The sequence below is a fragment of the Pseudomonas sp. XP1 genome (genome assembly GCF_053557675.1).
Genome location: NZ_JBNRIJ010000027.1, coordinates 46,288 through 67,589, shown reverse-complemented (window position 1 = coordinate 67,589; position 21,302 = coordinate 46,288). Strand labels below are relative to the sequence as shown.

Genomic DNA, 21,302 nt, shown 5'->3' with positions numbered 1-21,302 from the left:
ACACGGCATTTCATACTTTCCGACGGTAAGTCGCCCTTCCGAAACTTCCTGTCGCTTTGTCGTCAGAAGCTGTCGCCCCACTGTAAATTTATCCGTAACGTCGTTAGAATCGATCCCTTTCCGTACAACCCCGTGGAGTGATGGCATGGCGGACGTAAAAAAGGTCGTACTGGCGTATTCCGGCGGCCTTGATACTTCGGTGATTCTCAAGTGGCTGCAGGATACCTACAACTGCGAAGTGGTGACCTTCACCGCTGACCTGGGGCAGGGCGAAGAGGTCGAGCCTGCTCGTGCCAAGGCCCAGGCAATGGGCGTTAAAGAGATCTACATCGATGACCTGCGCGAAGAGTTCGTGCGTGATTTCGTGTTCCCGATGTTCCGCGCCAACACCGTCTACGAGGGCGAGTACCTGCTGGGTACTTCCATCGCCCGTCCGCTGATCGCCAAGCGCCTGATCGAGATCGCCAACGAAACCGGCGCCGACGCCATTTCCCACGGCGCCACCGGCAAAGGCAACGACCAGGTGCGCTTCGAGCTGGGTGCCTATGCCCTGAAGCCAGGCGTCAAGGTCATCGCCCCATGGCGCGAGTGGGACCTGCTGTCCCGCGAGAAGCTGATGGACTACGCCGAGAAGCACGGCATCCCGATCGAGCGCCACGGCAAGAAGAAGTCGCCGTACTCGATGGACGCCAACCTGCTGCACATTTCCTACGAAGGCGGTGTCCTGGAAGATACCTGGACCGAGCACGAAGAAGACATGTGGCGCTGGAGCGTCTCGCCCGAGAACGCCCCGGACCAGGCTACCTACATCGAGTTGACCTACCGCAACGGTGACATCGTTGCCATCGACGGCGTCGAGAAGACCCCGGCCACCGTACTGGCCGACCTGAACCGTATCGGTGGTGCCAATGGCATCGGCCGTCTGGACATCGTCGAGAACCGTTACGTTGGCATGAAGTCGCGTGGCTGCTACGAGACCCCTGGCGGTACCATCATGCTCAAGGCCCACCGTGCCATCGAGTCGATCACCCTGGACCGCGAAGTCGCTCACCTGAAGGATGAGCTGATGCCGAAGTACGCCAGCCTGATCTACACCGGCTACTGGTGGAGCCCGGAGCGTCTGATGCTGCAGCAGATGATCGACGCTTCGCAGGTTAACGTGAACGGTGTGGTTCGCCTGAAACTGTACAAGGGCAACGTCACCGTTGTCGGCCGCAAGTCGGACGACTCGCTGTTCGATGCCAACATCGCTACCTTCGAGGAAGATGGCGGCGCCTACAACCAGGCGGACGCAGCGGGCTTCATCAAGCTCAACGCGCTGCGTATGCGCATTGCTGCCAACAAGGGCCGCTCGCTGCTCTGATAGCGGCCACGTGCATCAAGGACCCCGGCCCAGGCCGGGGTTTTTTTGGCCTGTGGAAAACCTGAGGCATTCAACGGCCGTCGTTCGCCACCTGTCCATCAAGCGTGCTGATCGATAGTTGTGCACACTGACGCCTATCCAGATTGCAAAAACGCCAGGTGCGCGCTTGCTGAGGCGGTTGGGCAAGGGCGGATAGCAATTGCTGCTCCATCATGCGATAGGCATCGGGGCCGGAAAACATGAATGTGACAGGCTCGCCCTGCAGCGCTTCGCTGGTGTTGCCGGGCATTGCATGTTTCGCCACATCGCTCTGTGTCGACTTGTTGTCATTTGCCGTCCTGTTTGACGAGGGATCATAGAACGACTTGTAATTGAAGTTGAGCGTGAGGAAGAACAGTGCCGTCAGGAAGAATGGGAAGCCCACCAGGAACCAAGTATAGAGCTTCTGGCTGGACTCGCTGAGAAACGGCAATGTGGCAAGGGCGGAGGCTTCGATAATCCCTGCGAAGATGGCAATGATCGTCAGCGGGGCGACAGGTTGTACTTGGTGCATATGGGTCGTCTCCAGCGATTTTGCACATCTTTACCTTACGGCGTTGCTCAACTAAAGACTGGACTGTTTCCCGGGTGAGAATAATCGCTCGAAATCCTGATGGCCGCGTCTGTTCAGCGTATTTGAATCGAATATTTCCCGAAGTGTCGGCCGGTTTTCAACTGGTGCACTTTTACAGGCCGGTGATACCGTTTATTTGGTAACAAGGAATTTGATTGTTACAAGCACATCGGTTGAGTGTAGGAAATTTCTGTAAGTGTTGTAGGTTCCATCTGTTCATATATTTCGCCGGTAAATCACCGCGCCAGCCAAGCGTTGTGTAGGTTATCTTGGCGGGCCAAAGCAAAAGCAATGAATGGATATCGCATGAATAAAGTGCTTATCGTGGATGATCATCCGGTCATACGCCTGGCCGTACGCATGCTGATGGAGCGGCATGGGTATGACGTCGTGGCGGAAACCGACAACGGGGTGGCTGCGCTGCAACTGACACGGCAACACCTGCCGGATATCGTGGTGCTTGATATCGGTATCCCCAAGCTGGATGGCCTGGAGGTGATCGGCCGCATGACAACCTTCAGTCCGGGTAGCAAGGTACTGGTGCTGACATCGCAGGCACCCGGCAACTTCTCGATGCGCTGCATGCAGGCGGGGGCGGCGGGGTATGTGTGCAAGCAGCAGGAACTCACCGAACTGCTGAGCGCCATCAAGGCCGTACTGTCGGGCTACAGCTACTTCCCCAACCAGGCGTTGCATGTGTCACGTGGGAGGGGAGGAAGCGAGGCGGATATGGTCAACCGCCTCTCGGCGCGCGAGATGACCGTCTTGCAACAGCTGGCGCGAGGGCGTTCCAACAAGGAGATTGCCGACAGCATGTTCCTCAGCAACAAGACGGTCAGTACCTACAAGTCGCGCCTGCTGCTCAAGCTCAATGCGCGGTCGCTGGTGGACCTGATCGAGCTGGCGCAGCGGCAAGGGTTGAACTGACCGCCAGGGCCGTAAAGCCTCCAGTCAGGAGGCTTTGCCAAGGTTACAGATCGTAGTCGAAGTCGGCCAGCTGCTTCTGCAGGCGCCTTTCTTCCAGCATATTGTCGATGGTGCGGCGCTTGCTCAGGTTGGTCTTTGCGGTTTCCACCTGGGGTTCCGCTTCGTCGTCCGCGGCAACAAAATCATCTTCGATCGACAGGTCGTCTTTATCGCTACTCATGAGTCGCTCCAAGCCAAGGGGCCATTGGCCGTCCTTATAACCAGAAAGCAGACGCCGGTAAAAAAGATTTTTTCAATCGAAACAGGTGGTTTCCAACTATCGACTCAATCGTCGGAGGTCTTGTGCTTGTACTCGCACAAGTCTTCGATCCTGCAACTGCCGCAGCGTGGCTTGCGTGCCTGGCACACATAGCGCCCATGCAGGATCAGCCAGTGGTGGGCGTCCAGCAGGTAATCCTTTGGTACGAACTTGATCAGCTTTTTCTCCACTTCCAGCACTGTCTTGCCTGGTGCAATCCCGGTACGGTTGCTGACCCGGAAGATATGGGTATCCACAGCCATGGTCGGCTGGCGGAACGCCGTATTGAGCACTACGTTGGCGGTCTTGCGGCCCACGCCTGGTAGCGCCTCCAAGGCTTCGCGGGTTTGCGGTACCTGGCTGCCATGGCGCTCGATCAGCAGCCGGCAGGCTTCGATGACGTTCTTGGCCTTGCTGTTGTACAAGCCAATGGTCTTGATGTACTCGCTCAGGCCTTCGACGCCCAGCGCATAGATGGCCTCGGGGGTGTTGGCGACCGGGAACAGGCGTGCGGTGGCCTTGTTGACGCCGACATCGGTGGACTGCGCAGACAGGGTTACGGCGACCAGCAGTTCGAACGGGGTGGTGTAGGCCAGTTCGGTCTTCGGGTCGGGGTTGTCTTCGTGCAGCCTGCGAAAGATCTCCAGGCGTTTGGCGGCATTCATGAAATCAGAGCTTTCCTTGACGACGTGGTTGGGCGGTGCCCGGACGCAGGCGATTGTACAAGGCCAACAGCAGTCCGAGCAGTAGCAAGGCGCCCGGGGCCAGGCTGGCCAGGTGCAGGCCGGTACCGTCGGCCAACCATTGGCGGCTGGCGCCGAGCAGCAGGCATGTGGCAAGCAGTGCGCAAAGGTGGCCGGCGAGCAGGCGCCAGCGCCCTTGATCGGGCAGCAGGTGGTCAGTGGCCAGGCATTGCAGGCACAGCAGTGCGGGATAGTGGCCGAGGGCAAGTGCCACTGGCAGCAGCCAGGCACGCAGTGCCAGTTGCAGGCAACTGGCCAGGGCCGCCAACAGCAGCAGGCTGGCCAGCACATAGGTCCAGGTGGCAAGCCGCTGGCGCAGGGGCGCCAGCAACAGCTGGTGAAGGCTGCTCATCAGCACTGCACACACGCCGATGGTGGCCCCTTCGCTCAGTGTTCGGGTGGCGCCCAGCAGGGGCACCAGGCTTGCGCCGAGCAAGTAGAACCTATTCATGCATGGCGCCCTCCAGCAACGCGCTGCGCTGCTCATCGAAGTATCTCAGCGCCTCTTGCAGCGCGCCGATTACTGCTCGTGAGGTCACGGTTGCGCCAGCCAACTGGTCAAAGTCGCCCTGGTCGCGCTTCAGCGCCCAGCGATCGCCCAACTGGCGGTTGGCAAATTGCTCCAGCCAGTTCAGTTGCGGATCTCCCAGGCGTGCACCTAATCCGGGGCTTTCCTGTTGTTCGACCACCTGGCTGCCGATCAGCCGGCCGTCCGCGCTAATGGCCACGCTGAGCACGATCGGCCCGGCATAGCCCTGGGTCTGGGTGACCAGGATGATGGCGGCCGGCTTGCCCGCCAGCGTCGCCCGGTAAGCTGCCAGGATCCGGCTGTTTGGCCGCTGGGCGGCGGGCCTGGGCAGCGGGTTGTCCAGGGGGTGGTTGTCGTAACTGCCTTCTGGCAGCACCGCCAGCCGCTGGCGGCTATTCAGTTGTTTCTCTGCGTCGGCGATGGCCGCGCTGGTCCAGTGACGCCAGGCCAGGGTTGCCGACAGTGCCAGTGCCCCGGTCAGTACCAGCAGGCCGACATCACGTACCAGACGCTTCATCGTGCAACCTGCTTGCGCTGCACAGCCAGGCGTTCGAGGCTCGGCGCCATGAGGTTCATCAGCAGGATGGCGAACGCCGTGCCGTCCGGGTAGCTGCCCCAAGTGCGGATCAAGTAGATCAGCAGGCCCGCCCCCAGGCCGAACCCCAGCTTCGCCCACTCCTGCCGCGGGCCGGACACCGGCTCGGTGGCAATGAAGAACGCCGCCATCATGGTCGAGCCGGAGAACAGGTGCAGCAGGGGGGAGCCGTTGGAGTCCGAACCCGAGCCATTCCAGCCCAGCAGGCTGAACAGAAGCAACCCTGCCAGCAGGCCAACCGGCGCATGCCAGCTGATCACCTTGCGTTGCAGCAAAAACAGGCCGCCCAGCAGGAACGCAAGGTTGACCCATTCGCTGCCCCACCCTCCGATGCTGCCGAATCCCGGGTGGCTGGCGAACAGTTCATCGATGGTCAGGCTGCGATTGTGGCGCAGGCCGTCGAGCAGTGTCGGCCGGGCCCAGGCATCGATCTGCTCGCCGCCGGCGAACACCAGCTGCAGGCTATCGAGCAGGCCAGGTGCCGGCCCCGGCCAATGGTTCATCTGCAACGGGAAGCTCAGCAGCACGAAGGCATAGCCGACCATGGCCGGGTTGAACAGGTTGCGCCCGACCCCGCCAAAGGCCTGCTTGCCGATGCCTATTGCAACGCTGGCTGCGACTACCGGCAACCACCACGGCGTCAGGGTCGGCAGGGCGGCGGCCAGCAGCACGGCAGTCACCAGCGCGCTGCCGTCGTTCAGCGCCGTGCTCAGCGGTTGTGCTCGCAACTTGAGCGACAACATCTCGCACAGCAGCGCGGCACTGGCGCATAGCAACAGGTTGATTAGCATGCTCCAGCCATGCAGCCAGAACAGCGCCAACAGGCCAGGTACGCAAGCCAGCAACACCAGCCCCATGCTGGTGCTTAGCCGCGGGTCGGGCTTGGCAGTCATTGGGTGAGCAGCCCGTTGAAGCCGGAAAACGCCATCGCCATTACACTGGCACCGAGCAATTCGATGGGCAGGCCGCGCATTGCCCCGGGGACGTCGGCATGATTGCTACGCTGGCGCAGGTCGGCGAACAACACCAACGCCAGCCAGAAGCCGCCGCCGGCCAGCAGGCCTTGCAGCACGGTAGCGAGCCATGTGCTGTCGTCGCTTGTCTGTTGCAGGGCCAACCCCAGTACTACCGCGTTGCTCAACAGCAGCGCGGGCAGTTGCGTCACCGGCCAGCTCGGGCGCCACCTTGTCAGCAGCAATGGCGCGCCCCAGGCAAGCACGGCCAGCCAAGGCAACAACAGGAACAGGGCAAGGTCCTGGGCTTGCAGCGGGGCAAGCACCCCGCGCACCAGTATTCGTGCGCCGATCATGCCCAAGGCAATGCACAGTGCGCAGGCGAGGCCGTGCACGTGGAGGTGCAGCCTGGGAAATGGCTGTTGTTGCAGGCACAGGTGATTGACCAGCGCAGCGCTGATCAGGACCAGGATGTAGTCGCTCATGAGATGACGATAGCCGGGAATCGGGGCGATTGTCCGGGTTGGCGTCAAGGTGCCGGAATCATTGTGGGAGCGGGCAGGCCCGCTCCCACAAGTTCAAGCAGTTTTGTTACTTGATGCGCTGGCCCGGCTTGGCACCGCTGTCCGGGCTAAGCAGGTAGATCTCTTCGCCGCCAGGCCCGGCCGCCATGACCATGCCTTCGGACACGCCAAAGCGCATCTTGCGTGGCTTGAGGTTGGCCACCATCATGGTCAGGCGACCTTCCAGCTGGGACGGGTCGGGGTAGGCCGACTTGATGCCGGAGAACACGTTGCGGCGCTCATCACCAATGTCCAAGGTCAGTTGCAGCAGCTTGTCGGCACCCGGTACGGCCTCGGCCTTGACGATCAGCGCCACGCGCAGGTCGACGGCAGCAAAGGTGTCGAACTCGATTTCCGCCGACAGCGGGTCCTTGGCCAGCTCGCCGTTGCCGGCTGGGGCCTTGGCTTCGGAGGCCAGCAGGTCTTCCTTGCTGGCGGCGACCATGGCTTCGACCTTGGCCGGTTCGATGCGGCTCATCAGCGCCTTGAACGGGTTCAGCTGGTGGTTTTCCAGGCGTGACAGGTGGTCGTTCCAGGTCAGCGGTGCCACGTTGAGGAAGGCCTCTGCGTCGGCGGCCAGCACCGGCAGCACCGGCTTGAGGAAGATCACCAGTTGGCGGAACAGGTTGATGCCTTGGGCGCAGATGGCCTGCACTTCATCCTGTTTGCCTTCCTGTTTGGCCAGCGACCATGGGGCCTTGTCGGCGATCCAGGCGTTGGCGCGGTCGGCCAGCGCCATGATTTCGCGCATGGCACGGCCGAAATCGCGGCCTTCGTAAGCGTCGGCGATCGACGGAGCTGCCGCCAGGAAGGCTTCGGTCAGCTCCGGTGCGGCATCGCCAGCCACCATCACGCCTTCGTTGCCCTTGTGGATGAAACCGGCGCAGCGGCTGGCGATGTTTACCACCTTGCCGACCAGGTCGGAGTTGACCTTCTGCACGAAGTCTTCCAGGTTCAGGTCCAGGTCATCGACGCCACGGCCCAGCTTGGCGGCGTAGTAGTAGCGCAGGTATTCCGGCTGCAGGTGGTCGAGGTAGGTGCGGGCCTTGATGAAGGTACCGCGCGACTTGGACATCTTGGCGCCGTTCACCGTCAGATAGCCGTGCACGTTGACCGCGCTTGGCTTGCGGAAGCCTGCACCTTCGAGCATGGCTGGCCAGAACAGGGCGTGGAAGTTGACGATGTCCTTGCCGATGAAATGGTACAGCTCGGCCTTGGAGCCCTCGTTCCAGAACGCGTCGAAATCCAGCTCCGGGCGGCGTGCACAGAGGTTCTTGAAGCTGGCCATGTAGCCGATCGGTGCATCCAGCCACACATAGAAGTACTTGCCTGGCTCGCCCGGGATCTCGAAGCCGAAATACGGCGCGTCGCGAGAGATGTCCCATTCCTGCAGGCCCGAGTCCAACCATTCGGCCAGTTTGTTGGCTACAGCGTCCTGCAGCGTGCCGCTGCGGGTCCACTGCTGCAGCATGGCCTGGAAGTCCGGCAGCTTGAAGAAGAAGTGCTGGGAATCGCGCAGTACCGGAGTGGCACCAGAAATGGCCGACTTGGGGTTCTTCAGCTCGGTGGGCGCGTAGGTGGCGCCGCATTTCTCGCAGTTGTCGCCGTACTGGTCTTCGGCCGCGCACTTGGGGCAGGTGCCCTTGATGAAGCGGTCGGCGAGGAACATGCCCTTTTCCGGGTCGAAGTACTGGGTCACCGAACGGGTGGCGATGTGCCCGGCGTCACGCAGGCGTGCGTAGATCAGGCCCGAGAGCTCGCGGTTCTCTTCGCTGTGGGTGGAGTGGAAGTTGTCGAAGTCCACGAGGAAGTCGGCAAAGTCGCTGCTGTGTTCGGCCTGGACGTTGGCGATCAGTTGCTCCGGGGTGATGCCTTCCTTCTCGGCGCGCAGCATGATGGCCGAACCGTGGGCGTCGTCGGCGCAGACGTAGATGCACTGGTTGCCGCGCAGCTTCTGGAAGCGGACCCACATGTCTGTCTGGATGTACTCGAGCATATGGCCCAGGTGGATCGAACCGTTGGCATAGGGCAAGGCGCTGGTGACGAGAATCTGACGTGGCTCGGACATGGTGGCTTGGCTACTTATCTGGCGACGGGGTAAAAATGAGGTTGATCGGCCACTATAAAGGGCTGGCGAAGATATTTCACCCCGCATGCGCATCTGCTGACGATTGACGGGTTAGGATAGGCGTCTGTTTTACATTCAGTTTGCCATTGGGAGTCTCCATGAGTGCCGTCACCCGTGCCGCCGTCGAGGGCGTGCTTCGCCAGTACACCGACCCCTATCTGAACCAGGACCCGGTCAGCGCCGGCTGCGTGCGCGCCATCGATATCCAGGGCGGGCAGGTCAGCGTGCAGTTGCAGCTGGGTTATGCCGCAGGGCTGTTCAAGAACGGCTGGGCCCAGGTGCTGCAGACCGCCATCGGCAACCTCGAGGGTGTCAGCAGTGCCCAGGTGTCGATCGACTGCGTGGTGGCCGCGCACAAGGCCCAGGCTCAGGTGCCGGCCATGGCCAACGTCAAGAACATCATCGCAGTGGCCTCGGGCAAGGGCGGTGTGGGCAAGTCGACCACCGCGGCCAACCTGGCCTTGGCGCTGGCCCGCGAGGGTGCGCGGGTGGGTATTCTCGATGCCGATATCTATGGCCCCAGCCAAGGCGTGATGTTCGGCATCGCCGAAGGCACCCGCCCACAGATTCGCGAGCAGAAGTGGTTCGTGCCGATCAAGGCCCATGGCGTGGAAGTCATGTCCATGGCGTTTCTTACCGACGACAACACGCCGATGGTATGGCGTGGCCCGATGGTTTCCGGCGCGCTGCTGCAGCTGGTGACCCAGACCGCCTGGGACGACCTGGATTACCTGGTGATCGACATGCCGCCGGGCACCGGTGACATCCAGCTTACCCTGGCACAGAAGGTGCCGGTGGCCGGTTCGGTGATCGTCACCACCCCGCAGGACCTGGCCCTGCTGGATGCCAAGAAGGGCGTGGAAATGTTCCGCAAGGTCAACATCCCGGTGCTGGGCGTGGTGGAGAACATGGCCGTGCACATTTGCTCGAACTGCGGCCATGCCGAGCACCTGTTCGGCGAAGGCGGTGGCGAGAAGCTGGCGAGCCAGTACGGCGTCGACCTGCTGGCGTCGTTGCCTTTGTCGATGCTGATTCGCGAGCAGGCCGATAGCGGCAAGCCGACGGCTATCGCCGAGCCGGAAAGCCAGATTGCCATGGTCTATCAGGAACTGGCCCGCCAGGTGGGCGCACGGATCGTGCTACAGGAAGCTGCGGCGCCGGCGATGCCGAGCATTACCATCAGCGAAGATTGACTGGCAGACCGAGTCGCCTGCTTCGCGGGGACAGCGCAGCCTTCAAGCACCGCGCTGTCCCTGTGGGAGCGGGTTTACCCGCGAAGCAAGCGACTCGGTCTTTCGGCCAGGCATAAAAAAACCCGCCGGAAGGCGGGTTTTTTTGAAAGCTAGGAAGCTTCGATCGACTTAGGCGATCTGAACTTCTTCAGCCTGCATGCCTTTCTGGCCGCGGGTAGCGACGAAAGTAACAGCCTGGCCTTCTTTCAGGGTTTTGAAGCCGTCAGCTTGGATGGCTTTGAAGTGCACGAACAGGTCGTCGCCCGACTGAGGGGTGATGAAGCCGTAGCCTTTTTCATCGTTGAACCACTTAACAACACCGGATTGACGGTTGGACATTTTTCTGTCTCCTTGGACAATTTGATAACGGTCAGGAAAAACCCTGGCCGGGACTGAGCGCAAAGAGAGCAGAAAATTCAGCGATGGGCCGATCAGGATCGTGCATCAAACTAGAGATTCTCGGTGTCACGTGCAGCACAGTGGCGCCACCTTACCCCACTTTCCGCAACCTGCCAATGGTCAGAAGGCGCTTTACGCAAATTCGGATCGACGGCGGCTGCAGCCCCCGCCCGGCGCGGGGTGAGGCATGGAACTTTAACCTGGGCGCCGGGACCGGTAAGATGCGCGTCTCGAATTTTCACTTCGCAACTCTTCAGGACACTCCGCCATGAGCATCAAATCGGACAAGTGGATTCGCCGCATGGCGCAGGAACACGGCATGATCGAACCGTTCGTCGAGCGCCAGGTGCGCGGCGAACAGGACAGCCGGGTGATCTCCTTCGGCGTTTCCAGCTACGGCTATGACGTGCGCTGCGCCGACGAATTCAAGGTGTTTACCAACATCAATTCGGCCACCGTCGACCCGAAGAACTTCGATGCCGGCAGCTTCGTCGACATCAAGAGCGACGTATGCATCATCCCGCCGAACTCCTTCGCCCTGGCGCGCACCGTCGAGTATTTCCGCATTCCGCGCGACGTGCTGACCATCTGCCTGGGCAAGAGCACCTACGCCCGTTGCGGCATCATCGTCAACGTCACCCCGCTCGAGCCCGAGTGGGAAGGCCATGTGACGCTGGAGTTTTCGAATACCACCACGCTGCCGGCGAAGATCTACGCCAACGAAGGTGTGGCCCAGATGCTGTTCCTGCAGTCCGACGAAGAATGCGACGTGTCGTACAAGGACCGTGGCGGCAAGTACCAGGGCCAACGCGGCGTCACCCTGCCGCGTACCTGAGCCGACGAGCGCGGGGAATTCCCCGCGCCTTTGGCACTCCAACTGGATAACGCCGGTGCGCATGATGCGCAGCGGCCTTGTCAGGAGCAGCCAATGAAACTCCACCCCGCAATCAGTGCCAAGCTGGCAGTTCTGCAGCCCAACCACGTCGGGTTGCTGCCATGGTCACTGCTGGCACACCCGCTGCCCATGCAGACGGGCGGCGTGCCCCACCAGCCTGACCCGGATACCCCGCAACCGCCGGAGCCCGGTGAAACACCACCCATGGAACCGGGCGAGCCAACCTTGCCTGATGAGCCTCCTCCGGCGCCTGTAGCCTGAATGACCTGGGCTAGAGTGCCCAGACACGGTTTGCTCCGGCGAGATACAACCGGCTGGTGCTCGTGGGCGCGATTTCCCAACCCCCGGTGAATTCACCGAACGCCGGCAGCAGGCTGACTTGGCCGTCGATCAGGAAGCAAGGTAGCCGCAGGCGTTGCCGAGCCTTGCCACGCAGTACGAATACCGGATGTACATGCCCTGCCAGTACCGGGTGGCTCGGGTGTGGATCGGGTTCGTGCTGTAGCGCGAAGGGTTCCAGCAGCCAGGGTTCGCTCAAGACTTCTATTTCGAGCGACACGGGTGGATCACCGGCGTTCCTATCATGATTGCCGCGTATCAGCACAATTTTCAGGGCCTTGTGCCGTTCTCGCCACGTCTGCAGCTTGGCGAGCGTTGCCGGCGCACGCGCTGCTCGTGCATGCAGGAAATCGCCAAGAATGATCAGTTGCTCGCAATCATGTGCGGCCAGCAATGCATCCAGGCGGTCGAGTGTCGCGTCGGTGGTGCCGCGTGGTACCGGTTGGTGCAGGGCACGATAACTCGCTGCCTTGCCGATGTGCACGTCGGCCACCAGCAGGGCACGGCGGGCTGGCCAGTAGATCGCCTTGTCCGAAAGCAGCCAGAGCACTTGGCCATGGTGTTCGATGGATAGAAAGTTGGTCATACCGTAGCGTCCGCCACACTGTTCAGCTCAGCGACCATCCTGGCAATCCGGTCCGCCAGCTTCTCGGTGCTCAATGTCTCGCGCATGCCTTCCACCAGCAAGGCAAAGGCCAATGGCCCAGGCCGCTCAAGCTGTCGCAGCTCCAGCCGCAACTGCCCCATTTTCAGCAATTGCCGGTGCAGCCGCTCGATCTCCAGTTCCTCGTTCAACACTTCGTCCCGTGCCTGGGTCAGTAGCAGGTTGCCAGCGTCGTGCTTGCGAAATACCTCGTAGAACAACCCGCTGGAGGCCTGGATCTGCCTCAGGCTTTTCTGCGCCGCCGGATACCCGCCAAACACCAGCCCGGCAATTTGCGCGATCTCGCGAAAGCGGCGCAATGCCATTTCTCCTGCATTGAGGCTGGCCAGCACATCGTCCAGCAGGTGTTCGGTACCGAGTGCCTGCGGCAGGTGCGTTGCCCAGTCCACGTTGCCAGGGCTGAGCAGTTCGAACCCGTAGTCATTGACGGCAATCGAAACCGAAAGCGGCTGCACGCGGCTCACTCGCCAGGCAATCAGGTTGGCCAGGCCAAGGTTTGCCATACGCCCGGCGAACGGATACAGGAACAGGTGCCAACCCTGGCGCGACTTGAAGGTTTCGGCCAGCAGCGTGGTGGGAGTGGGCAGCGCCGACCACTGCGCCTGCAAGGCAAGCAAGGGGCGCACTGCGCGCATCTCCGGGCCTTGGAAACACCCCTGAGATGCTGCGCCGAACTGCTCGACCAGTGCGTTGGCCAGTTCGCTGGAGAGCGGCATGCGGCCACCATTCCAGCGTGCAACCGCCGCCTTGCGCGCGGTGCTGCGGCGTACGTAAGCGGTCATGTTTTCCACGCGCACCAGCTCCAGCACTCGCCCGGCGAACACCAAGGTATCGCCAGGGCGCAAACGGGCAATAAATGCCTCTTCAACGCTGCCCAGCGCCTTGCCCCCACCACCCTTGCTCCAGTACTTGAGCTGCAGGCTGGCGTCGCTGACGATGGTACCGATACTCATGCGATGGCGGCGTGCCAGACGTTCGCTGGCAACCCGGTAAGCGCCGTCGGCCTGGCGCTCGACGCGCTGGTAGTCCGGGTAGGCGCTCAGAGAACTGCCGCCATGACAGACGAAGTCCAGCGCCCATTGCCACTGGCTGTCGCGCAACTGGCGAAAGGCCCAGGTGCTACGCACTTCGTCCAGTAACTGCTCCGGATGAAAGCCACTGCCCAAGGCCATGCTGACCAGGTGTTGCACCAGCACGTCCATGCACAAGCGCGGCGAATGACGGGCCTCGATGTGCCCGGCTGCCAGGGCCTGCCTGGCGGCGGCTGCTTCCACCAGTTCCAGGCTGTGGGTGGGCACCAGAGTAACCCGGGAGCGCCGCCCCGGCGCATGGCCGGAGCGCCCGGCCCGTTGCACGAGGCGGGCAATGCCCTTGGCAGAACCGATCTGCAGTACTCGCTCCACGGGCAGGAAGTCTACTCCCAGGTCCAGGCTGGAGGTGCAGACCACTGCCTTCAGCCTGCCTTGCTTGAGGCTGCGCTCCACCCAGTCACGGGTATCGCGGGCCAGCGAGGCATGGTGCAAGGCAATCAGTCCGGCCCAGTCGGGGCGTACTTCGAGCAGGGCCTGGTACCAGAGTTCGGCCTGCGCACGAGTGTTGGTGAATACCAGGCAACTGCTGCTGGCGTCGATTTCCCGACTGACCTGGTCGAGCATCTTCAAGCCCATGTGCCCAGCCCAGGGGAAGCGCTCGATGGCCGTTGGCAGCAGGGTATCGACCTGTAGCGGCTTGTCTTGTCGGCCTTGTACCAGCAAGCCGCCTTGTGGCAGCAATACGTCCAGCGCATGTTGAAGATTGCCGAGGGTGGCAGACAGGCCCCAGGTCGGCAGGGTCGGGTGCCAATGGCGCAGGTGGGCCAGAGCCAGTTGCAGTTGTACCCCACGCTTGTTGCCCAGCAGTTCGTGCCATTCGTCCACCACTACCAGGCGCAGCGTGGCGAAGTCGTCGCGGGCTTGTGCCCGGGTCAACAGCAGCGTAAGGCTTTCAGGGGTAGTGACCAGTACGCTGGGCAGGCGCCGTGCTTGCCGGGCACGTTCGGCACTGCCGGTGTCGCTGCTGCGAACGCCCACGTTCCAGGGCAGGCCCAGGTCGTCCAGCGGCAGCTGCAGCGCGCGGGCGGTGTCGGCGGCCAAGGCTCGCATGGGGGTGACCCACACCACCTGCAAGGGGGCAGCATGACGTCCCTGGGCTTGGGCCTTGAAGGCCCGCAGCGCGGCGAGCCATATCGCGTAGGTCTTGCCGGCACCGGTACTGGCATGCAGCAAGCCGGATTCGCCTCGTTCCACGGCAGCCCAGACACGGCGCTGGAAAGCGAAAGGCTTCCAGCCACGCTTGGCGAACCAGGCCTTGGCGAGGTCGGTGGCGGCGGGCATGGGGCATAGGGTCCTTCGATGGCTGTGTTGCTACAGACAACCAGGCTGGTGCAATGGTTTTACCGGATCAGTTGGCAAGCAGGTAGCCGCTGCGGCACACCTGCTCGCCTGCGACATGGGCGATGACCATGCCTGCGGTAGCCATGCGCCGTACGTTTCGTGCATAAAGCAGGCCGGGCTGGCTGTTGCGGATGGCAGTGACTCGGTCGCTGAGCGGGTCGATTACTTCAGCGATCAGCTGGCCCGCCTCCAGGTGCTGGCCTGGCCGGGCGTGGTACACCAGCAGCCCGCCCAGTGGCGTTATCACCGGTTCGACGGCGGCCAGCGGCGTGGCCGGGCAGCGCAAGGCGGGCAGGGCGGCTGCGGCTCCTTCGATGACCCCCGCATGGGTCAGGAAGTCGAGGATCGCCTGACAGTCCTTGCTGGCCAGGTCGTGGCTTACATCGGCCTGGCCGCGCAGCTCGACGGTGACCGAGCAGCAGCCCAGCGGAATCGGGAACCGTTTGCCAAAGCGTTGCTGCAACTGCCACCAGACCAGGCTGAAGCACTCATCGAACGACTGCCCGCCTGAGTCGGTAGCCAGCAGGCTGGCCTGGGCACCCAGGTAGCGGGCCAGCGGCTCGATCTGCGGCCAGGCGTCTGGCGTGGTGTACAGGTGCTCGACCGCCTCGAAGTCGCAGTGCAGGTCCAGCACCATGTCGGCATCGCAGGCAAGGCGCTGCAGTATCAGGCGTTGGGCTTGCAGCGGTGTGCGCGCCGGGTGTGCGTCCAGCCCGCGGCGCAGGTATTCGCGGATCAGCGCAAGGTTGTGCGCCGGGTCTTCGGTAAGGTGCTCTTCGATCTGGTCGCCGATGCTGTCCGAAAGGTCGACGAAGTTACGGTTGAAGTTCTCGCCACTTTGCAGTTCGAAGCGCCCCAGCGGCGCATCCAGCAGCACTTGTTCCAGACCGACCGGGTTGGCCACCGGTACCAGGATGATTTCGCGTTGCAGGCGGCCTTGCTGTTCCAGTTCACCCAGGCGGCGCTTGAGGTGCCAGGCCACCAGCATGCCGGGCAGCTCGTCGGCATGCAGCGAGGCCTGGATATAGACTTTGCCGCCACCGCGAGGTCCGAAGTGGAAGCTGTGCAACTGGCGGGTGATACCCGGAACGGGCGAGAGCAGGTCGTGAGTTGAATGGTGCATGGTGGTCCTGGGTGCGTGGCGAAAACGGTCTGCGACACGGGGCGGCACACAGATAGAAGCACAGTTTTTGGCCTTGCGCCTGCATCGGTGCCCTCCTGGTCACCGCGCTGGCTTCTTTGCGGGTTTAGCCGCGAAGAAGCCAGCACGGTCCAGAAATGTTTTCAGGCCAACAGCGCCTGCAATGTGGCCAGGTCATCCGCTTCTTCCACTGGCTTGTCCAGCCGCCAGCGCAGCATCCGCGGAAAACGCACGGCAATGCCGCTCTTGTGCCTCCTGGACAGGGCGATGCCCTCGAACCCAAGCTCGAACACCAGCGTCGGCGTCACGCTGCGTACCGGCCCGAAAGTTTCAACCGTGGTCTTGCGGATGATGGCGTCGACCTTGCGCATTTCTTCGTCACTGAGCCCTGAATAGGCCTTGGCAAAGGGAACCAATGCCCGCCCCGGCGTACCGGCTGGCGCGTCCCACACGGCGAAGGTGTAGTCGCTGTACAAGCTGGCCCGCCGGCCATGACCGCGCTGGGCATAGATCAGCACGGCATCGACGCTGAACGGGTCGATCTTCCACTTCCACCAGGTGCCCATGTCCTTGGTGCGCCCCACGCCATACAAGGCCTCGCGCTGCTTAAGCATCAGCCCTTCCACCCCCAGGCTGCGGGATTGTTCGCGCTGGCGGGCAAGGTCGGCCCAGTCCTGGCCTTCGAGCAGAGGCGAGAGCAACACCGGGGCCAATGGATGCTGCTCAAGCACGTGTTCCAGCTGTTGGCGGCGTGCATGCTGCGGCCGGCTGCGCCAGTCCTCGCCTTGCCATTCCAGCAGGTCGTAGGCCTGCAGCACGACCGGTGCGTCGCTCAACAGCTTTTTGCCCAAGGTCTTGCGCCCCAGGCGCTGCTGCAACATGGCAAAGGGTTGTACAGCCAGTTCATCTGCTGAACCACCGGGTTTCCATACCAGGATCTCGCCATCGAGCACGACACCGTCGGGTAGCGTCTGTGCCAGGCTGTGCAATTCGGGGAAGCGTTCGGTGACCAGTTCCTCACCGCGCGACCAGACCCACAGCTGGCCTTCGCGCTTGACCACCTGGGCGCGAATGCCGTCCCATTTCCATTCGATCTGCCATTCGCTCGGCGGCCCGAGCAGTGCATCGAGCTGGTCGGTTGGTACCTGAAGGGGGTGGGCCAGAAAAAACGGGTAGGGCTGGCCGCCACGCTGGCTATGTTCATCGTCTGATTCCGGGGCTATCAGCCGTTGATAGCTGGCTGGCGTCGGGCGGTGGCTGATGTCGGTGTAGCCAACCAGGCGCTGGGCCACGCGTTTGGCATCCAGCCCGGCCAGTTGTGCGAGGGCACGAGTGACCAGCAGCTTCGATACGCCCACGCGAAAGCTGCCAGTGATGAGTTTCAGGCAGAGCATCAGGCTGGGTCGGTCCAGTTGGGCCCAAAGAGGCGGCAGGCGTTCCTGGATCTCCTCTACCGGCAACCCGCGCAATGGCAGTAGATGGGCTTCGACCCAGCGGGCGAGGCCGTCGTCGCCAGGGTGATGGCTTTCCGGCATCAGCAGGGAAATGGTTTCGGCCAGGTCGCCAACGGCCTGGTAGCATTCCTCGAACAGCCAGTCAGGCAGCCCCGCCAACCTGCCGGCCAGCTCCCGCAGCACGCGTGTAGGTACCAGTTGACGAGGGCGGCCGCCTGCCAGGAAGTACACCGCCCAGGCGGCATCCCCAGCCGGGGCGGTGCTGAAGTAGTCGCGCAGCGCCGTGAGCTTGGCAGTGCTGGAGGTGGTCGCATCCAGCCTCAGGTACAGCTCGGCGAATGCTTTCATGCGTCTGGCTCCGCGGCTACCACGTCATCTTCCTCGCCATACTCGGTCACGAAGGCGCGGGCATCGAGGCCTTGTTCGATGAGGTAGCGCACCAGCACATTGACCGAGCCGTGGGTGACCATCACGCGTTCTGCGCCAGTCTGGCCGATGGCCCAGAGCAACCCCGGCCAATCGGCATGGTCCGAGAGCACGAAACCTCGGTCTACCCCGCGCCGGCGACGGGTGCCGCGCAACAGCATCCAGCCACTGGCAAAGGCATCGCTGTAGTCGCCGAAACGGCGCATCCAGCTGCTGCCACCCGCCGAAGGCGGTGCCAGGACCAGTGCCTGGCGCAGCAGCGGGTCGTTGCGTGGGATATCGCCGACATAGCGGGTTTGCGGAAGGTAGACGCCAGCGTCCCGGTACACCCGGTTGAGTGGTTCGACAGCGCCATGCACGAGGACAGGACCAATGTCGGCGTCCAGCCCGTGGAGGATTCTCTGGGCCTTGCCGAAGGCGTAGCAGAACAGCACGCTGGCTTTCCCCTGTTCGCTATTGGCGCGCCACCAGGTATTGATGCTGGTGAAGATCTCGCCCTGGCTGGGCCAACGGTAGATGGGCAGGCCAAAGGTCGATTCAGTGATGAACGTGTGGCAGCGCACCGGTTCGAACGGCGTGCAGGTGCCGTCGGGTTCCACCTTGTAGTCGCCGGACGCGACCCAGACCTCACCCTGATATTCCAGGCGCACTTGCGCCGAGCCCAGTACATGCCCGGCTGGGTGCAGGCTCAGGGTTACGCCATGGTGCAGCAGGCGTTCGCCGTAAGGCAGGGTTTGCAGGTCGATGTCCTGGCCCAGGCGGCTGCGCAGGATGCCGGCGCCTGGGGCGGCGGTGAGGTAGTGGCGGTTGCCGACGCGGGCATGGTCGCCGTGGCCGTGGGTGATGACGGCACGTTCCACTGGCCGCCAGGGATCGATGTAAAAATCACCTGGCGGACAGTACAGGCCTTCGGGGCGGGCGATGACGAGGTCCATGGCATGGGTGCTGGCTTGGAGTTACCAGTTAGGAACCATGGTAGGGGCGGGAAGTTCGACTGGGAATGGTTGGGGCACAAGTTGGCCCCAACACAGATGCTACTGCTTACTTCCCGGGTACCAACGTCAAACGCTGGTTGCCATATGCCCGCGCGAAGTTCTGCTGTTGCAGTGGCAGGCTCATGAAGCGCCCTTTGAACCAGGCGTCCAGCCCATCGCTGTAATGCTTGCTGGCCGGGTTGCCGGACTGCCCGCTGCTGGTCAGCACCTGCAATGGCTCGGCCTGGCCGAAGTCGACGATCATCCGCGCCGAGGCCGGCAGGCGGGTGTCGAAATCCCTGCCCCAGGCGTATGGCGTCAAGGCCAGGGTGGTGAAGTCTCCACCGGCAGCCAGCGGCGAGCGGCCGAGGGCGTCGCCCAGGCCATGGTAGGCCGGTGCAGGCCAGCGGTACTGGTGCAGCTTGCCCCACTGCCAGGTGCGGCGGTCGGCGCCCAGTTGCGCGGTGCCAGCATCCACCGCGCCCGCCAGGCTGCGCGCTAGAATGGCCGGCTTGTCTTCTTTCTGCGGGGTGCTGCGGTCATCCCAGAATGGGCTGTCGTCGCGGCCCAGCAGGTGGTCGGCCTGTGCCGAGAACGACAACCGTGCATTGCTGACGAAAGCCTGCCATGCCGGGCCGGATTCCGGGCCCAGGTCGTCGAGGAAGGTTTGCCGGGCGACTTCCTGGAGGAACAGTTCGTACAGCGCGGCATCGGCCGATACAGGGCTCAGACGGCCATCAAAGGCCTTGAGTCGGGCCAGAGCGTCGCTGGCCTTGTCGCGCTGTGCGGCGGGCAGCGCATCGATCGCCTGCTTGAGCGGCTGGGCCATGCCTGGGGCATCAAACATCTGCTTGAGCTTGTCGGCCAGCAGGGTGGTGTGATCGTTCTGCAGGGCCATCAGGCTGCGGCTGTCGTGGCGGCCATTGCCGGCCAGCTGGGCCAGGCGTTCGGCGCGTTCGGGGTAGTACCAGGTGCTGGACAGCTGCATGCCATAGCCACGCGGAAGGCTGCGCTGGTTGGCGTGGCCGATCCAGCCGGCGGGCGGGTCCTGGTCGTAAGGGTGCAGCATCGGGTCGGCATAGCCGTCCCAGTCGTAGCGCCCGTCCCAGCCCGGCGAGGGCAGAAGGCCCTGGCCTTCACGGCGGTTGGGGTAGCGGCCACTGACTTGCCAGCCGATGTGTTCGGGTTCGGCGAAGACGAAGTTGAGCGCGGCGGCGGTCACCTCACGGGTGCTGTCGAAGGCACGTTCCACGCTCTTGGCGCGGGTCAGGTCGAACAAAGCATCCAGGCTGCGGTCGCCCTTGAACTGTGGCAGGTTCAGCGCCAGGCCCAGGCTGGCATTGCCTGGCTGGGCCAGCAGGGTGCCGTGACGGGTGTCGTACATCACCTCGCGCAGCGGGCGCTGGCCGCGGACGAAGAAGGTTTCGCTGCGGGCGCGGGCCGGCAGCCATTTGCCGTCGGCCAGATAGCTCAGCTGGCTGCCCTGGTGGCGCAGTTGCTCCAGGTACAGGTCCTGGTTATCGGCCATGACCGCGCTGCTGCTCCAGGCCAGCTTGCCGTTGTAGCCGGCCAGCACGATCGGCAAACCAGGCAGCGACAGGCCGGCGACCTGGTACTTGCCGGTGTGGATCTGCACCGGGCTAAGGGCCCAGGCGGCTCGGCTGTCGCTGGCCAGCAGGCTCTTGCCGCTGCGGCTGCGCTGCGGCGCCAGGGCCAGGTTGGCCGAGCCCGGGCTGCCCAGAAGGTCGAGGTCGGCCAGCTTCTGGCTGGCAGCCGCCAGGGCCGGCAGCCCCGGCAACTGGTTGGCCAGGTTCAGGCCCTTGAGCTTGTCCACTTCGGCTTCGGCCAACGGCTCGTCCGGGGCACCAGGCAGCAGCCAGGCCAGCTTGTCGCTGCCGGCTTTCTGCGCCAGGGTCAGGGCGCTCAGTTCTTCCTGAAGGTTCACCGACTGGCTGAAGGCATACAGGCTGAAGATCAGCGCCGAGTCTTCGGGCTTCCAGTATTCGGGGTGGTAGCCACTGCTGGCCAGGCCGGCGGGCAGCTTGTCGCGGTAGCGGAACAGGTAGGCGTTGACGCCGCGCGCATACACTTCGAAGAAGCGCTTGAGCCGTGGCGAGGCGTCAGCATACTGCTGGGCGGCGCTCTGCTTGAGGTTGGCCGCACGCATCAGGCGGTCGATGTCCAGCGCGTCGCTGCCGGCCAGTTCTGCCAGGCGGCCCTGGGCCAGCAGGCGCATGGCGACCATCTGCTCGATGCGGTCGCCGGCATGCACATAGCCCAAGCTGAACAGAGCGTCATGGAAGCTGCTGCTTTCGATCAATGGTGCGCCCATTGCGTTGCGCCGAACCGACACGTTCTGCGCCAGACCCTTGAGCGGCTGCACACCGCTGGCCGGTGGCACGCTGTCCTGATAGCCGCCCGTCTGGCAGCCTGCCAGCCCGAGCATGCCGAGCAGCGTGGCAGCGGTTGCGAACCGCGGGCGGAATGGAGGGAAGGCGGAGGCGGCCATGACGAGGGCTCCTGCAAGGCGTGGCGGGTTTCGAAAGGCGCTAAGGTAGTGAGCGCGCAGGCGCCATGCAAGGTCCCTGGGCGGTTTATTTTTTGTGCTTGGCGTGGGGTGTGTGGTGCCTGTGA

Annotated in this window: 20 protein-coding genes; 5 read left to right on the top strand and 15 right to left on the bottom strand. The window is 63.1% G+C overall.

What is annotated here, in order from left to right; genetic code table 11:
* Window positions 1-145: 145 nt before the first annotated feature.
* The gene (locus ACK1U9_RS20055; protein ID WP_013973956.1) at window positions 146-1,363 is read left to right on the top strand and encodes an argininosuccinate synthase; all 1,218 of its coding nucleotides are present in this window, start codon (window positions 146-148) and stop codon (window positions 1,361-1,363) included.
* Window positions 1,364-1,433: 70 nt separating this feature from the next.
* Here the strand turns inward: ACK1U9_RS20055 and ACK1U9_RS20050 are convergent, their stop codons facing one another.
* Complete coding sequence (locus tag ACK1U9_RS20050; protein ID WP_046614751.1) at window positions 1,434-1,916, bottom strand: hypothetical protein; 483 nt, start codon at window positions 1,914-1,916, stop codon at window positions 1,434-1,436.
* A gap of 366 nt (window positions 1,917-2,282) precedes the next feature.
* On the opposite strand from ACK1U9_RS20050, the gene ACK1U9_RS20045 reads away from it, so the two are divergent.
* Window positions 2,283-2,903 carry a response regulator transcription factor gene (locus ACK1U9_RS20045; RefSeq protein ID WP_046614750.1) on the top strand — a complete coding sequence of 207 codons (621 nt, stop codon included), beginning with the start codon at window positions 2,283-2,285 and terminating at the stop codon, window positions 2,901-2,903.
* Between the two features lie 43 nt (window positions 2,904-2,946).
* Here ACK1U9_RS20045 and ACK1U9_RS20040 read toward each other — a convergent pair whose 3' ends face one another.
* From ACK1U9_RS20040 to metG, 7 genes are all read right to left on the bottom strand, one after another.
* On the bottom strand, window positions 2,947-3,123 hold the full coding sequence (locus ACK1U9_RS20040; RefSeq protein ID WP_003258006.1) for a PA3496 family putative envelope integrity protein: 177 nt from the start codon (window positions 3,121-3,123) through the stop codon (window positions 2,947-2,949).
* A 104-nt stretch (window positions 3,124-3,227) separates the two neighbouring features.
* Window positions 3,228-3,866 carry an endonuclease III gene (gene nth / locus ACK1U9_RS20035; protein WP_025340388.1) on the bottom strand — a complete coding sequence of 213 codons (639 nt, stop codon included), beginning with the start codon at window positions 3,864-3,866 and terminating at the stop codon, window positions 3,228-3,230.
* Between the two features lie 4 nt (window positions 3,867-3,870).
* Window positions 3,871-4,395: an Rnf-Nqr domain containing protein gene (locus tag ACK1U9_RS20030; protein WP_449110134.1), complete on the bottom strand. Its 525-nt coding sequence runs from the start codon at window positions 4,393-4,395 to the stop codon at window positions 3,871-3,873.
* Complete coding sequence (locus ACK1U9_RS20025) at window positions 4,388-4,990, bottom strand: RnfABCDGE type electron transport complex subunit G (protein WP_085601558.1); 603 nt, start codon at window positions 4,988-4,990, stop codon at window positions 4,388-4,390. The genes ACK1U9_RS20030 and ACK1U9_RS20025 overlap by 8 nt, the downstream gene beginning before the upstream one ends.
* Window positions 4,987-5,961: an RnfABCDGE type electron transport complex subunit D gene (locus ACK1U9_RS20020; RefSeq protein WP_449110133.1), complete on the bottom strand. Its 975-nt coding sequence runs from the start codon at window positions 5,959-5,961 to the stop codon at window positions 4,987-4,989. The genes ACK1U9_RS20025 and ACK1U9_RS20020 overlap by 4 nt, the downstream gene beginning before the upstream one ends.
* Window positions 5,958-6,506: an Rnf-Nqr domain containing protein gene (locus ACK1U9_RS20015; protein WP_196182539.1), complete on the bottom strand. Its 549-nt coding sequence runs from the start codon at window positions 6,504-6,506 to the stop codon at window positions 5,958-5,960. Before ACK1U9_RS20015 ends, ACK1U9_RS20020 begins: the two co-directional genes overlap by 4 nt.
* A gap of 106 nt (window positions 6,507-6,612) precedes the next feature.
* Window positions 6,613-8,652 (bottom strand): methionine--tRNA ligase, encoded by a 2,040-nt coding sequence (gene metG / locus ACK1U9_RS20010; protein ID WP_108481807.1) that lies wholly within the window; start codon window positions 8,650-8,652, stop codon window positions 6,613-6,615.
* 158 nt (window positions 8,653-8,810) lie between these two features.
* Here metG and apbC point away from each other — a divergent pair, with 158 nt between their 5' ends.
* Complete coding sequence (gene apbC / locus ACK1U9_RS20005; RefSeq protein WP_016713757.1) at window positions 8,811-9,905, top strand: iron-sulfur cluster carrier protein ApbC; 1,095 nt, start codon at window positions 8,811-8,813, stop codon at window positions 9,903-9,905.
* A 168-nt stretch (window positions 9,906-10,073) separates the two neighbouring features.
* Here apbC and ACK1U9_RS20000 read toward each other — a convergent pair whose 3' ends face one another.
* Complete coding sequence (locus ACK1U9_RS20000; RefSeq protein WP_003254922.1) at window positions 10,074-10,283, bottom strand: cold-shock protein; 210 nt, start codon at window positions 10,281-10,283, stop codon at window positions 10,074-10,076.
* 328 nt (window positions 10,284-10,611) lie between these two features.
* On the opposite strand from ACK1U9_RS20000, the gene dcd reads away from it, so the two are divergent.
* Entirely contained in the window at window positions 10,612-11,178 is a 567-nt protein-coding gene (gene dcd, locus ACK1U9_RS19995; protein WP_046614743.1) for a dCTP deaminase, read from the top strand.
* Window positions 11,179-11,271: 93 nt separating this feature from the next.
* Window positions 11,272-11,499 (top strand): hypothetical protein, encoded by a 228-nt coding sequence (locus tag ACK1U9_RS19990; protein ID WP_449110132.1) that lies wholly within the window; start codon window positions 11,272-11,274, stop codon window positions 11,497-11,499.
* A gap of 10 nt (window positions 11,500-11,509) precedes the next feature.
* Here the strand turns inward: ACK1U9_RS19990 and pdeM are convergent, their stop codons facing one another.
* The 6 genes from pdeM to ACK1U9_RS19960 form a co-directional block, all read right to left on the bottom strand.
* Window positions 11,510-12,163: a ligase-associated DNA damage response endonuclease PdeM gene (gene pdeM / locus ACK1U9_RS19985; protein ID WP_449110131.1), complete on the bottom strand. Its 654-nt coding sequence runs from the start codon at window positions 12,161-12,163 to the stop codon at window positions 11,510-11,512.
* A complete protein-coding gene (locus tag ACK1U9_RS19980) occupies window positions 12,160-14,613 on the bottom strand; it encodes a ligase-associated DNA damage response DEXH box helicase (RefSeq protein ID WP_085601553.1) in 2,454 nt (817 codons plus the stop codon). Before ACK1U9_RS19980 ends, pdeM begins: the two co-directional genes overlap by 4 nt.
* A gap of 67 nt (window positions 14,614-14,680) precedes the next feature.
* Window positions 14,681-15,796, bottom strand: coding sequence for a succinylglutamate desuccinylase/aspartoacylase family protein (locus ACK1U9_RS19975; protein WP_135001630.1), 1,116 nt, complete (start codon window positions 15,794-15,796; stop codon window positions 14,681-14,683).
* Window positions 15,797-15,957: 161 nt separating this feature from the next.
* Window positions 15,958-17,616, bottom strand: coding sequence for an ATP-dependent DNA ligase (locus ACK1U9_RS19970; protein ID WP_085601551.1), 1,659 nt, complete (start codon window positions 17,614-17,616; stop codon window positions 15,958-15,960).
* Window positions 17,613-18,629 (bottom strand): ligase-associated DNA damage response exonuclease, encoded by a 1,017-nt coding sequence (locus ACK1U9_RS19965; RefSeq protein ID WP_108481811.1) that lies wholly within the window; start codon window positions 18,627-18,629, stop codon window positions 17,613-17,615. The genes ACK1U9_RS19970 and ACK1U9_RS19965 overlap by 4 nt, the downstream gene beginning before the upstream one ends.
* 106 nt (window positions 18,630-18,735) lie before the next feature.
* On the bottom strand, window positions 18,736-21,177 hold the full coding sequence (locus ACK1U9_RS19960; protein WP_449110130.1) for a penicillin acylase family protein: 2,442 nt from the start codon (window positions 21,175-21,177) through the stop codon (window positions 18,736-18,738).
* Window positions 21,178-21,302: the final 125 nt, after the last annotated feature.